This is a genomic window from Streptomyces sp. SID12501, from assembly GCF_010550245.1.
Lineage (GTDB): Bacteria > Actinomycetota > Actinomycetes > Streptomycetales > Streptomycetaceae > Streptomyces.
Genome location: NZ_JAAGLU010000022.1, coordinates 128,226 through 140,535 on the forward strand (window position 1 = coordinate 128,226; position 12,310 = coordinate 140,535).

The 12,310-nt window shown below is 70.5% G+C and carries 13 protein-coding genes; 6 read left to right on the forward strand and 7 right to left on the reverse strand.

Going from position 1 to position 12,310, the window contains the following annotated elements:
- Window positions 1–77 precede the first annotated feature (77 nt).
- From G3I71_RS26140 to G3I71_RS26150, 3 genes are all read left to right on the forward strand, one after another.
- Entirely contained in the window at window positions 78–842 is a 765-nt protein-coding gene (locus tag G3I71_RS26140; RefSeq protein WP_164317889.1) for an SDR family oxidoreductase, read from the forward strand.
- A complete protein-coding gene (locus G3I71_RS26145; RefSeq protein ID WP_164317891.1) occupies window positions 839–2,524 on the forward strand; it encodes a class I adenylate-forming enzyme family protein in 1,686 nt (561 codons plus the stop codon). Before G3I71_RS26140 ends, G3I71_RS26145 begins: the two co-directional genes overlap by 4 nt.
- A gap of 82 nt (window positions 2,525–2,606) precedes the next feature.
- On the forward strand, window positions 2,607–3,200 hold the full coding sequence (locus G3I71_RS26150; protein ID WP_164317892.1) for a TetR/AcrR family transcriptional regulator: 594 nt from the start codon (window positions 2,607–2,609) through the stop codon (window positions 3,198–3,200).
- 75 nt (window positions 3,201–3,275) lie between these two features.
- On the opposite strand, the gene G3I71_RS26155 is transcribed toward G3I71_RS26150, so the two are convergent.
- The 3 genes from G3I71_RS26155 to G3I71_RS26165 form a co-directional block, all read right to left on the reverse strand.
- Window positions 3,276–4,490 (reverse strand): acyl-CoA dehydrogenase family protein, encoded by a 1,215-nt coding sequence (locus G3I71_RS26155; RefSeq protein ID WP_164317894.1) that lies wholly within the window; start codon window positions 4,488–4,490, stop codon window positions 3,276–3,278.
- Window positions 4,491–4,496: 6 nt separating this feature from the next.
- Complete coding sequence (locus G3I71_RS26160) at window positions 4,497–5,534, reverse strand: phosphotransferase family protein (protein ID WP_164317896.1); 1,038 nt, start codon at window positions 5,532–5,534, stop codon at window positions 4,497–4,499.
- A 159-nt stretch (window positions 5,535–5,693) separates the two neighbouring features.
- A complete protein-coding gene (locus tag G3I71_RS26165) occupies window positions 5,694–5,996 on the reverse strand; it encodes a hypothetical protein (RefSeq protein ID WP_164317898.1) in 303 nt (100 codons plus the stop codon).
- A gap of 151 nt (window positions 5,997–6,147) precedes the next feature.
- Between G3I71_RS26165 and G3I71_RS26170 the strand changes: the two genes are divergently transcribed.
- Window positions 6,148–7,098, forward strand: coding sequence for an NADP-dependent oxidoreductase (locus G3I71_RS26170; protein WP_164317900.1), 951 nt, complete (start codon window positions 6,148–6,150; stop codon window positions 7,096–7,098).
- Window positions 7,099–7,153: 55 nt separating this feature from the next.
- Here the strand turns inward: G3I71_RS26170 and G3I71_RS26175 are convergent, their stop codons facing one another.
- From G3I71_RS26175 to G3I71_RS26190, 4 genes are read right to left on the reverse strand one after another with little or no spacing between them, the layout of a single operon-like run.
- Entirely contained in the window at window positions 7,154–7,492 is a 339-nt protein-coding gene (locus G3I71_RS26175) for a DUF202 domain-containing protein (protein ID WP_203731392.1), read from the reverse strand.
- Window positions 7,489–7,881 carry a DUF202 domain-containing protein gene (locus tag G3I71_RS26180; protein WP_164317902.1) on the reverse strand — a complete coding sequence of 131 codons (393 nt, stop codon included), beginning with the start codon at window positions 7,879–7,881 and terminating at the stop codon, window positions 7,489–7,491. The genes G3I71_RS26175 and G3I71_RS26180 overlap by 4 nt, the downstream gene beginning before the upstream one ends.
- Window positions 7,882–7,892: 11 nt before the next feature.
- Entirely contained in the window at window positions 7,893–8,462 is a 570-nt protein-coding gene (locus G3I71_RS26185) for an NUDIX hydrolase (protein WP_164317904.1), read from the reverse strand.
- On the reverse strand, window positions 8,428–9,348 hold the full coding sequence (locus G3I71_RS26190; RefSeq protein WP_164317906.1) for a DMT family transporter: 921 nt from the start codon (window positions 9,346–9,348) through the stop codon (window positions 8,428–8,430). The genes G3I71_RS26185 and G3I71_RS26190 overlap by 35 nt, the downstream gene beginning before the upstream one ends.
- A 354-nt stretch (window positions 9,349–9,702) precedes the next feature.
- Here G3I71_RS26190 and G3I71_RS26195 point away from each other — a divergent pair, with 354 nt between their 5' ends.
- The gene (locus G3I71_RS26195) at window positions 9,703–10,653 is read left to right on the forward strand and encodes a hypothetical protein (RefSeq protein WP_164317909.1); all 951 of its coding nucleotides are present in this window, start codon (window positions 9,703–9,705) and stop codon (window positions 10,651–10,653) included.
- A 70-nt stretch (window positions 10,654–10,723) separates the two neighbouring features.
- Window positions 10,724–12,289, forward strand: coding sequence for an APC family permease (locus tag G3I71_RS26200; RefSeq protein WP_164317911.1), 1,566 nt, complete (start codon window positions 10,724–10,726; stop codon window positions 12,287–12,289).
- The last annotated feature ends 21 nt before the right edge of the window (window positions 12,290–12,310 follow it).

Genomic DNA, 12,310 nt, shown 5'->3' on the forward strand with positions numbered 1-12,310 from the left:
CCTCTCACCCTTCCTTGCTACATACCGACCGGTTAGTCTGGTCGGGCGTTGGAGCCGTTTCGTGTCGAAGGAGACCGATGGTGGGTGTCGTGCAGGGTGCCGGAGTGGTCGTGACCGGGGCCGGAGGCGGGATCGGGGCCGCGCTGGCCCGCCGGTTCGCCGCCGGAGGAGCCCGGGTGGTTGTCAATGACCTGGACGCCGACAAGGCGGGAGCCGTCGCCGACGAGATAGGCGGAATCGCGGTACCCGGTGACGCCTCCGTCATCGTCGCCGAAGCCCGGGCCGCCCTCGGTGGGACCGTGGATGTCTACTGTGCCAACGCCGGGCTTGCCTCGGGTGGGTCGGAGGCGGCCGAGGAGGACGTCTGGGCGCTCGCCTGGGACGTGAACGTGATGGCGCACGTCCGGGCGGCCCACGAGCTGCTGCCGGAGTGGCTGGAGCGCGGCAGCGGCCGTTTCGTGTCCACCGTGTCCGCCGCCGGACTGCTCACCATGATCGGCGCCGCGCCCTACAGCGTGACCAAGCACGGCGCCTACGCCTTCGCGGAGTGGCTGTCGCTGACGTACCGCCACCGCGGGCTCAAGGTGCACGCCATCTGCCCCCAAGGTGTACGTACGGACATGCTGGCCGGCACCGGCAGCGCGGGCGACCTGGTGCTCACGCCGACCGCGATCGAGCCCGAGGCGGTCGCGGACGCGTTGTTCAAGGGGATCGAGGAGGACCGGTTCCTGATCCTGCCGCACCCCGAGGTCGCCGACTACTACCGGGCGCGGGCCGCCGAGCCCGACCACTGGCTGACGAACATGAACCACATCCAGCAGAAGTGGGAGGCCACCCGATGACCGACGCCGACACCGGGTCCCTGTACGGGGCGCAGCCCTGGCTGGCCCTCCTCGACGACGTCCAGCGCGGACCCATCAGCCCCGACGACTCGCTCGTCCACGCGCTGCGCCGGACCGCCGCCGAGGTCCCGGACCGCACCTTCCTCGCCTACTTCGACGGGCGGCTCAGCCACCGTGAGGTCGACGAGCTGAGCGACTCCGTCGCCGGGTATCTCGTCACCCGGGGGCTGGAGCGCGGCGACCGGGTCGCCGTCCTGCTGCAGAACTCGCCGCTCTTCGTGGTCGCCCTGCTGGGGGCCTGGAAGGCGGGCGCGACCGTCGTGCCCGTCAACCCGATGTACAAGTCGGGGGAGGTCACGCACGTCCTGCGGGACGGTGACGTGGCCGCGCTGATCTGCTCCGACCGGGCCTGGGAGTCGTACCTGAGGGAGACGGCCGCCGACTCTCCGGTGCGGATCGTGCTCACGGGCTGCGAGCTGGACTTCCAGACCCGCGGCGACACGCGCGTGCTCGCGTTCGAGCGGCTGCCGCAGGCCCCGGACGCCGAGGACCTGACGGCCGTCGCCCGGTACGGCCACAAGGCCCCCGATTCCGACAGCCGTGATCCGCGCCCCGCCGACATCGCGCTGATCAGCTACACCTCCGGCACCAGCGGCACCCCCAAGGGAGCCACCAACACCCACGCCAACATCATGTACAACGCGGAACGGCAGCGGACGGGCCTCCCGCTGCCCGAGGCACCCGTCTACTTCGCGATGGCGCCCCTGTTCCACATCACCGGCATGGTCTGTCAGCTCGGCGCGAGCCTGAACAGCGCGGGCACGCTCGTGCTCGCCTACCGCTTCGAGTCCGGTGTCGTCCTGGACGCGTTCGCCGAGCACCGCCCGCACTACACGGTCGGCCCGTCGACGGCCTTCATGGCCCTGGCCGCGCACCCGGACTGCACCCCCGACCACTTCTCGTCCTTCCACCAGATCTCCTCCGGCGGCGCCCCGCTGCCGCCGGCCCTGGTGGAGAAGTTCCGGGCCGGCTTCGGCCCGTACATCCGCAACGGCTACGGCCTCACCGAGTGCACCGCCCCCTGCGCCTCCGTACCGCCCGCGCTGGAGGCCCCCGTCGATCCGGTCTCCGGCACCCTCGCCGTGGGCGTGCCGGGCCCCGACACCGTCGTACGGATCGTCGACGAGCAGGGCGCGGAGGTTCCGTTCGGGGAACAGGGCGAGATCCTCGTACGGGGGCCGCAGGTCGTTCCCGGCTACTGGCGGCTCCCGGAGGCCACCGCGGAGACCTTCCCGGACGGGGAGCTGCGGACCGGCGACATCGGGTTCATGGACGCCGAGGGGTGGCTGTACGTCGTCGACCGGAAGAAGGACATGATCAACGCGTCCGGCTTCAAGGTATGGCCGCGTGAGGTCGAGGACGTGCTGTACACCCATCCGGCGGTACGCGAGGCGGCCGTCGTCGGGGTGCCCGACGGGTACCGCGGGGAGACCGTGAAGGCGTACATCAGCCTGCGGCCCGGCGCCGAGGGGGACCCGGACGCGCTCGCCGCGTACTGCAAGGAGAGACTGGCCGCCTACAAGTACCCGCGCCAGGTGGAGATCCTGCCCGACTTGCCGAAGACGGCGACCGGAAAGATCCTCCGTCGGGAACTGCGTACCCGCGCCGGGGACTCTCAGTAGGCATCCCGTTCGGCCGTTCAGGCCGATCGGTTATTCGGTTTTCCGGTTATCCGGTGGAACGTTTGGAAGGCTGGTGGCGGTAGTGCCCAGGACGACGGACGGCGACGGTACGCCCGTCCCGCAGCGGCTGCTGGCCGCCGCCACCCGGCTCTTCGCGGAACAGGGGTACGACCGCACGTCCGTGCAGGAGATCGTCGAGGCGGCCGGGGTCACCAAAGGGGCGCTCTACCACTACTTCGGGTCCAAGGACGATCTGCTGCACGAGGTGTACGCGCGCGTGCTGCGCGTTCAGCAGGAGCGGCTGGACGCGTTCGCGAACGCGGACGCGCCGGTGGAGGAGCGGTTGCGGCGGGCGGCGGCGGATGTCGTGGTCACGACCATCGAGAACCTCGACGACGCGATGATCTTCTTCCGCTCGATGCATCATCTGAGCCCGGAGAAGAACAAGCAGGTACGTGCGGAGAGGCGCCGTTACCACGAACGCTTCCGTGCCCTGATCGAGGAGGGCCAGGAGACGGGCGTCTTCTCCCGGGCGACCTCCGCGGACCTGGTGGTCGACTACCACTTCGGCTCCATCCACCACCTGTCGACCTGGTACAGCCCGGAGGGCCCACTGAGCTCGACGGAGGTCGCGGAGCAACTGGCGGACCTGCTGCTGCGCGCGCTGCGGCCCTGAAGGGGCCTTGTCCTCAAACGCCGGAGGGGGAACATCAGCCCCTCCGGCGTTTGAGGAGCGGGGGTTCGAGAGGAACTACACGTACTTCTTCAGCTCCCGTCGGGCCAGCGACCGCTGATGCACCTCGTCCGGCCCGTCCGCCAGCTTCAGCGTCCTCGCACTCGCCCACAGCTCCGCCAGCGGGAAGTCCTGGCTCACCCCACCCGCCCCGTGCAGCTGAATCGCCTTGTCGATGATGTCCACCACCGCACGCGGCGTAGCGATCTTGATCGCCTGGATCTCGGCGTGCGCACCCTTGTTGCCCACCGTGTCCATCATCCAAGCCGTCTTCAGCACCAGCAGTCGCAACTGCTCCACAGTGACCCGCGCGTCCGCGATCCAGTTGTGGACCACACCCTGCTGGGCCAGCGACTTGCCGAACGCCGTACGCGAGACGGCCCGGCGGCACATCAGCTCGATCGCCCGCTCCGCCATCCCGATCAGCCGCATGCAGTGGTGGATACGGCCCGGGCCGAGCCGCGCCTGCGCGATCGCGAAGCCGCTGCCCTCCTCGCCGATCAGGTTCGCCGCGGGCACCCGCGCCTCGTCGAAGACCACCTCGGCGTGGCCGCCGTGGGAGTGGTCCTCGTAGCCGAACACCTGCATCGCCCGCTTGACCGTGACGCCGGGGGTGTCCCGGGGGACCAGGATCATCGACTGCTGGCGGCGGATGTCGGCGCCGTCGGGATCGGTCTTGCCCATCACGATGAAGATCTGGCAGCGGGGGTTCATCGCCCCGGAGATGTACCACTTGCGGCCGGTGATGACGTATTCGTCACCTTCCCGCCGGATCCGCGTCTCGATGTTCGTCGCGTCGGACGACGCCACCTCGGGCTCGGTCATCGCGAACGCCGAGCGGATCTCGCCCGCGAGGAGCGGCTCCAGCCACTGCTTCTTCTGCTGTTCGTCGCCGAACTGCGCCAGCACCTCCATGTTGCCGGTGTCCGGAGCCGCGCAGTTCAGCGCCGTCGGCGCCAAGTGCGGGGAACGGCCGGTGATTTCGGCGAGGGGGGCGTACTGGAGGTTGGTGAGTCCGGCGCCGTGCCGGGCGTCGGGCAGGAAGAGGTTCCACAGGCCCTGGCGGCGCGCCTCGGCCTTCAACTCCTCGACCACGGCCGGGGTGTCCCACGGCGAGGCCAGCTGCTCGCGCTGCTCGTGCTCGACCTGTTCGGCCGGATAGACGTACTCGTCCATGAAGGCGAGGAGCTTGGCGCGCAGTTCCTCGGTGCGCGCGTCGAACGCGAAGTCCATGACGGATCAGCCTTCCTGGAGACCTGTGTGAAGTGTGGTCAGGCCGTGCTCGATGAAGACGGGGACCAGGTCCCCGATGCGGTCGAAGCCCGCGCCGACCGTCTGGCCCAGCGTGTAGCGGTAGTGGATGCCCTCCAGGATCACGGCCAGCTTGAACCAGGCGAACGCCGTGTACCAGGCGATCGCCGAGACGTCGCGCCCCGAGCGCGCCGCGTACCGTTCGATCAGCTCGGCAGGGGAGGGGTGTCCGGCGGCCTCGGCGGTCGTGGAGACCGGGGAGTCGGGCGCGCCCAGCGGCATGCTGTACATCACCAGCAGGCCCAGGTCGGTGAGCGGGTCGCCGAGCGTCGACATCTCCCAGTCGAGGATCGCCGTGATCCTGTCGTCCGCGTCGATCAGGACGTTGTCCAGCCGGTAGTCGCCGTGCACGATCGCCGGGGTGGGGGAGTCGGGCAGGGCCCGGCCGAGCGCCGCCTGCAACTCGTCTATGCCGGCCAGCTCGCGGTTGCGGGAGGCGTCCAACTGCTTTCCCCAGCGCCGCAGTTGCCGGTCGAGGAAGCCCTCGGGACGGCCGAAGTCCGCGAGGCCGACCTCGGCGGGGTCGACCGCGTGCAGCTCGACCAGCGTGTCCACCAGCGACAGCACCACATCGCGGGTCCGCGCCGGGCCGATCGGGGCGAGCTGCCCGGCCGTGCGGTACGGCGTGCCCGGCACGAACTCCATGACGTAGAACGGCGCTCCGAGCACCGACTCGTCCTCGCACAGCAGCACGGGACGCGGGACCGGTACGGCGGTCGGATGCAGGGCGCTGATCACCCGGTGCTCGCGCCGCATGTCGTGCGCCGTGGCCAGGACATGGCCCAGCGGAGGGCGTCGTACGACCCACTGGGTGGTGCCGTCGGTGACCGCGTAGGTGAGGTTCGAACGGCCGCCCTCGATCAGCCGGCCGGTCAGGGGGCCGTGGACCAGCCCGGGGCGTTCGCCGTCGAGCAGTACGCGCAGCCGGTCGAGATCGAGACCTGGCAGGTCGTCCGGGGGCATCATCGCTCCTACGCGTGCGGAAACAGGGCCTGCCTTATGATGCCGACCGGTCGGTATGTCGTCCAGTGGGTGAGCGAAAAGTGACCGGCGTCTCGCTTCCAGTGCGCGGAAGGAGACGCCGGCCGGGTGGGGCGGGGGAGCGGTGCCGGTGGCCGGAAACCGTCAGTGGTCGTCCCAGTGGTCCTGGTGCGCCGCGTGCCGGTGACCGTCGTGCAGGAAGTCGACATGGTCGCCGTGCAGAACGCTCGGGTGCCCGCAGCCGTCCCCGTGCGCGTGACCGTGGGCGTCGTGCGCCAGGTGCTCGCCGGGCTCGCACTCGTCCCAGTGGCCGCTGTGCGCGCGGTGCAGATGACCGTCGTGCGCGTAGTCCACGTGGTCGCCGTGCGGCACCTCCGTGTGGCCGCAGTCCTGGCCGTGGGCGTGCTCGTGGGTCGGGTGTTCCTGGTGAAGGGTGGGGGTGCTCATGATGCTCGCCTTCGGGTGTTCGACGGTGCTGACGTACTTGTGGTGACGCCGGACAGGCTGTCACTCAAACCATCCATATCAGGCTATTCGACTTGCGTGGCGTCCGCGCACCCCGGAAGGTCGAACATTAGGAAACCGGAGGGCCAGACATATGAAAGCCATTACCTACAGCCGGTACGGCGGTCCCGACGTCCTGGAGTACACGGAGGACGCCCCGGACCCCAAGGTCGGGCCCGACTCGGTGCTGATCAAGGTGCGGGCGGCGTCGGTCAACCCGGTGGACTGGAAGTGCCGCGAGGGCTATCTCGACGGCATCCTGGACCCCGTCTTCCCGGTGACACCGGGCTGGGACGTCTCCGGGGTCGTGGTGCGCCCGGGCGCCTCCGTCTCCGAGTTCGCCGTGGGTGACGAGGTCATCGGCTACGTACGCGAGGACTTCCTCTCGCGCGGCACCTTCGCCGAGTACGTCGCCGCGCCGGTGCGCACCCTCGCCCGCAAGCCCCGCAACCTCTCCTTCGAGGAGGCGGCCGGGCTGCCGCTCGTCGGGCTCACCGCCTATCAGGTGCTCGCCAGGTCGCTCGGCGTCCGCACGGGCGAGACCGTCCTGGTGCACGCGGCGGCGGGTGGGGTCGGCTCCGTCGCCGTCCAGCTGGCCCGCCGCCACCTGGGCGCGGCGCACGTCATCGGCACGGCGAGCGTGCGCAACCACGACTTCGTACGCGAACTGGGCGGTGACCCGGTGACATACGGCGAGGGCATGGCCGACCGGGTACGGAAACTGGCCCCGGGCGGAGTCGACGCGGTGTTCGACACCGTCGGCGGCGACACCCTGAAGGACTCCGTGGAGCTGCTGGCTCCCGGGGGCCGCCTGGTGTCGATCGCGGACCCGGGCGTCGTCGACCTCGGCGGTACCTACTACTTCGTACGCCCCGACGCCGTGGACCTCGCGCACCTCTCCGACCTGGTCGAACAGCACGTGTTCTCGCTGCATGTGTCCGACACGTTCCCTCTGGAGCGCGCGGCGGAGGCGCACCGGCTGAACGCGGAGGGCCGTACCAGGGGCAAGATCGTGGTGACGGTGGACTGGGCCGAAGAGGCCTGACAGCCAGCCATCCAGCCCGACCGCCCGACAGCCCGACCGGTGGCGGGCTCCGGCGTCAGAGGACGAGCGCCGCCCCGCACACGGCCAGGGTGACAGTGCACAGGGTCGCGGCCGTGGCGTGCCGGGCGGCGAGCGCCGGCGGACCGTCGTCGCCCGTCGTCGCGAGCGTCCGGATACGCCGGTGGGCGACGACGAGGAACCACAGCCACAGCACGCAGCACATCGCGCAGACGACGACCCCGGCCGCCGACGGCCCGCCGTGCAGCGCGGACTTCCCGGCGAGCACGGCGGCGACGGTGCTCGACAGCGTCGTACGCCGCCATGCCAGCCGGGTCCGCTCCGGCTGCAGCCCGGGATCCCGTACCTCTCCCTCGCTCACTCCGGCCTCGGTCATCTGTTCCCCCGGGCCAGTACGACGATCACCATGGCGACCGCGACCACGGCGACCGCGAGGCTCAGCAGCGTCGGGAAGCGGGACACCGGCAGGTCCTCGCCCCGCCGCATCGCCCGCTCGCACCGCACCCAGTGGTTGACGGCCCGCAGCGAGCACAGCACCCCGGCCGTCAGCAGCGCGAGCGCCAGCCCCACACGCCAGCCCCACCGCAGGTCGGGCAGGAACTGGTCCACGGCGAACCCGCCGCCGATCAGCGCCAGCGCGGTACGCAGCCAGGCCAGGAAGGTGCGTTCGTTGGCCAGGGAGAATCGGTAGTCGGGGGTGCGGCCCTCCTGGCCGATCCCCTGGGGGGTGAACCACATACGGACGTTCCGTGCAAAATCGATCACATGTAGGAACCTTACGTGCTCTTGGCCGACCGGTAGGCCGTGAGGTGCTCGTACGCAGCCAGTCCGTCCGGCACCCACTCCCACTCGGCCAGCCGCCGTTCCACCTCGGCCTCCGGCAGGAACGTGTGCCAGGCGACCTCCTCCACCTGGGGGTGGACGGGCAGCTCGCAGCGGACCTCGTACACCGCCGACCACCAGCTCCGGCCGGCGCCGTCGTCGTAAAGGAACTTGAAGAGGGGTTCGGGGCGGGGCAGGCCCGTGACGCCGAGTTCCTCCTCGGCCTCCCTCAGTGCCGCGTCGTCGTACGACTCGCCCGCGCCCACGACTCCGCCGACGAACATGTCGTACAGGGAGGGAAAGACCAGCTTGGTGGGGGTGCGGCGGTGGACGAAGAGCCGGCCTCGGGCGTCCCTGGCCTGGATGAAGACGCAGCGGTGCCGAAGCCCGCGTGCGTACGCCTCGCCCCGTGGGGACCGGCCGACGACCTCGTCGTTCTCGTCGACGATGTCGAGGATCTCGTCGGCGGGATCGGCGGGACCTACGGGATCAGCGGGAGTGCTCTCGTGGGAGTGAGTGCTCATGTCTGCCATCCAAGCCCATCGCCCTCGGCGCGCAGCCGCTCGGCATCGCCGGGTGGAGGCCCAGGAGGACGATGCCCACGACCACCGCCGCGAGGCCCGCCGCCTCCCATGCCAGTGCCCCGGTGTCGGTGCGCAGCCGGTCGCCGAGGAAGCCGACGCCGCAGATGATCCCGGCCAGGGGCTGGGCCGCCGTGAGGGCGGGCAGGGACATGCGCAGGGGAGCGGTTTCGAAGGCGCTCTGGACCAGGATCAGGCCGGTGAGACCGAGGAGCAGTACCCCGTACGGCTGCCAGCCGGTGAGGACGTGGGTCAGGCCGCCCTCCGAGAAGCGCTGACCGGTGACCCGCGTCAGGGCGTCCTGGACGCCGTAGAGGAGGCCCGCGGCCAGGGCCAGCAGGACCGGGCCGGCGCTGAGGCGGGAGCGCTTCGCGTACGTCGTGAGGAGCAGGGCGAGGCCCAGCATGGTGCCGATGATCAGCCAGTGGCGCCAGGGATCCGTGACGGCCGTGCCGCCGCGCGGTTCGCCCGCCACGATGAACGCCGTCACCCCGCCCGCGAGGAGCAGGAGGCCGGTCCAGCCCTGTCGGCCCAGCGGCTGCTTCGTCTGATGGCGGGAGAGGGCGAGCGCGAAGAGCAGGTTCGTCGCGAGCAGCGGTTCCACCAGGGACACCTCGCCCTGGCTCAGCGCGATCGCGCCAAGCACCATGCCCGCCACCATCAGACCGATGCCGCCGAGCCAGCGCGGCACCCGCACCAGGTCCAGGAGCAGCCGCGGGGAGAGGAAGTCGCTCAGGGGGGCCTGCCGGGCCACGTTCTGCTGGAGGACGAAGCCGAGGCCCAGACAGCAGGCGGCGCTCACGGCGAGAGTCAGAACCAGAACGGACACGCGGGGTACCTCGATGACGGGGCGGATTGTGGGGTGTGGTAGAGGCCGACTGTAACCGCCCCCGGCGGGTCCTGCCCCGGGGATGTGACGGAATCGTCGGGCCGGCAGGGTCACGTCCGTGTCCGGACGGTCACGATGTCACGACTTGACGTGAACTTTGAGGGGTTGAGGGGGCGTGCAGGGATCTGTCGTCCGTCAGGTCAACTGTCCTATACAGATGCGTAATTGACACGTGTCGCATACATATCCGGCCTTGACGTGAAGCATTCGTGGAGGGTTTGCTGTGCGTGATCAACCGATGGCCGTCGATCGATCGCCGTCAACAGACCGCGTCGTGTGAGGAAGTTCCCCGCGGTGTCTCCACCTCCACCACCCCTGGGCCGTGGCCGCAAACGTGCCGCCCAGGCCTTCGACGCCGCGCTCGACGACACCGAACTCGTCGCCGCGCGCACCGCGCTGGCCCAGGGGCGCTGGCAGGCCGTCCGCGCACTGCTCTCCACCACCGGCGACGACTGGGACCGCCGGGGGCACCGGGTCACCGTCCTCGCCCTGGAGTCCGGCACCGCCGCCTGGGCCCGCGACTGGCTCCTCGCCGAACCGGAGTCCGCCGACGCCTCCGTCCTGCTCGCCGCAGCCACCGTCCAGCGGGCCCTCGCCGGCAAGGACAAGCCGGTCCGGGCCCGCGACGCCTGCCACGCCGCCGCCGCGCTCGCTCCCGCCGACCCCACACCCTGGCTCGGACTGCTCCAGCTGGAGCGGAACGTTGGCCCCGAGGAGACCGTCGTGCAGCTCTTCGACGAGGTCCGGCACCGCTACCCGGACCACCACCACGCCCACCATCTGATGGTCGCGCGCCTCGCCGAGCGCCGTACCTCCGCCGGGCAGGACCCGCTGCACGAGGTGTACGACTTCGCCCACTGGGCCGTCGAGCAGGCCCCCGCCGACTCGCCGTTGGCGATCCTGCCGGTCGTCGCGCACGCCGAGCGCTACCGCGTCCTCGCCGCCGCAGGACTGGAGTCCGCCGACCCGGCGTCCTCCGGGCACTGGGTCGGGCGGCGGGCCCGCCAGGTGATGAAGGCGGCCTTCGACTGGTGGCTGGAGTGGGAGCGCGACGACCATCCGCGCCGCCTGATCGACCTCAACTTCCTTGCCCACGCCAAGTTCTGCGAGGGCCGGGGCGCGGAGGCCGCCGCCCTGTTCCACCGGATCGGCCCGCACCAGACGCCCGCTCCATGGTCCTACCCGGACCGTGACCCGCACACCGCCTTCCGTGCCGCCCGCGCCACCGCGCTCGGCACGGTGTAACGCCCCACGCACCACTGAGAAGTTCCGTCACCACTGAAAATTCCAGTACGCCCGAAAGGACAACCCCGCGATGACGACGGGCAGTTCGAGCACGAGCAGACCCAGTGCCGGCAGCAGCGAGAGCAGCGGCATCAGTACGTTCAAGGGGCAGGACCGCGCGCTGCGCGCCGACCGCCTCGGCACCGGAGGGCTGCTGCTCTCCGTCCTCGCCGCGACCGCTCCACTCATGGTGGTCGCAGGTGTCATGCCCACTACATTCGCAGTGATGGGCATCGTCGGCCAGCCCCTCCTCTTCGTCCTTCTCGGCGTCGTCCTCGTCCTCTTCAGCGTCGGGTACGCCGAGATGAGCCGCCACGTCCACAACGCGGGCGCCTTCTACGCGTATATCTCGCGCGGTCTCGGCGGCACCGCCGGGGCGAGCGCCGCGCTGCTCGCCCTCGTCGCCTACAACGCGCTCCAGGTCGGCATCTACGGCATCTTCGGGTTCGAGGTGTCGGGGGCGCTCCTTACCTACCTGGACATCGAACTCGCCTGGTGGATACCGGCGTTGGTGGCCGCGCTGGCCGTCGGTGCGCTCGGCTGGCTGAAGATCGACGTCAACGCGCGCGTCCTCGGCGTGCTGCTGGTCATCGAGGTCGTCCTCGTCGTCATCTTCGACATCGCCGCCGTCGCCGACCCGGCGAAGGAGGGCCTGTCGCTGCACGCCTTCAACCCGGACACCCTCACCGGCGCGGGAGTCGGCACCGCCCTGTGCTTCTGCATCGCCGCCTTCCTCGGCTTCGAACAGGCCCCCGTGTACGCCGAGGAGACCAGCAAGCCCCACATCCTCGTGCCGCGCGTGATGTTCCTCGCGGTCGGCGGTGTCGCCGTCTTCTTCGCCGTCAGCAGCTGGGCGATCACCGTCGCCACCGGCCCTTCCGGAGTCGTCGGGGCGTCCCAGAAGCAGAGCGCCGGGCTGCTGTTCTTCCTCACAGAAGAACGACTCGGCGGAACCTTCACCGACGTCATGCACATCCTTTTCGCGACCGGCATGTTCGCCGCGATGCTCAGCTTCCACAACGTCGTCGCGCGCTACGCCTTCGCCATGGGCCGGGAAGGGCTGCTCCCGCAGGCCTTCGGCCGGACGACCGGCACGAGTGGCGCCCCCGGCACCGGCTCGCTCCTGCAGACCGTCGTGTCCGTCGTGACCGTGCTGGGCTTCGCCATCGCCGACTCGGGTCCGGTCGGCGACCCGACCACTCCCGTGTTGAAGCTGTTCACCTGGGCCGGCAACCTCGGTGCCCTCGGTGTGATCCTGCTGATGGCCGCCGCCTCCCTCTCCGTCATCGTCTTCTTCGTCCGCCGCGGGGCGGCCGGTGCCCAGGCCTGGCGGCTGGCCACGGCCGCGATCTCCGGCATCGCGCTGCTCGGCATCGCCTTCTACACGATCAAGGACTTCGACGTCCTGGTCGGTACGGGCCCGGACTCCTACCTCAACTGGCTGCTCCCCGGCATCATCGGCGCCGCCGTGGTCCTCGGCCTGGTCCAGGGCCTGGTCCTGCGCTCTCGCAAGCCCGAGGTGCACGCACGGATCGGGCTCGGCAACGAGGCGTTCCAGCTGGACAAGGTGGCGGAGGCGGCGGAATCGTCCTCCTGAGCACCCTTTCCGGGGCCGCCG

Coding starts and splice junctions, on each gene's coding strand:
- G3I71_RS26140 (WP_164317889.1), top strand. CDS start 78: ATGGTGGGTGTCGTGCAGGGTGCCGGAGTGGTCGTGACCGGGGCCGGA.
- G3I71_RS26145 (WP_164317891.1), top strand. CDS start 839: ATGACCGACGCCGACACCGGGTCCCTGTACGGGGCGCAGCCCTGGCTG.
- G3I71_RS26155 (WP_164317894.1), bottom strand. CDS start 4,490: ATGGACTTCGCGTTCGACGCGCGCACCGAGGAACTGCGCGCCAAGCTC.
- G3I71_RS26160 (WP_164317896.1), bottom strand. CDS start 5,534: ATGATGCCCCCGGACGACCTGCCAGGTCTCGATCTCGACCGGCTGCGC.
- G3I71_RS26165 (WP_164317898.1), bottom strand. CDS start 5,996: ATGAGCACCCCCACCCTTCACCAGGAACACCCGACCCACGAGCACGCC.
- G3I71_RS26170 (WP_164317900.1), top strand. CDS start 6,148: ATGAAAGCCATTACCTACAGCCGGTACGGCGGTCCCGACGTCCTGGAG.
- G3I71_RS26175 (WP_203731392.1), bottom strand. CDS start 7,492: ATGACCGAGGCCGGAGTGAGCGAGGGAGAGGTACGGGATCCCGGGCTG.
- G3I71_RS26185 (WP_164317904.1), bottom strand. CDS start 8,462: ATGAGCACTCACTCCCACGAGAGCACTCCCGCTGATCCCGTAGGTCCC.
- G3I71_RS26200 (WP_164317911.1), top strand. CDS start 10,724: ATGACGACGGGCAGTTCGAGCACGAGCAGACCCAGTGCCGGCAGCAGC.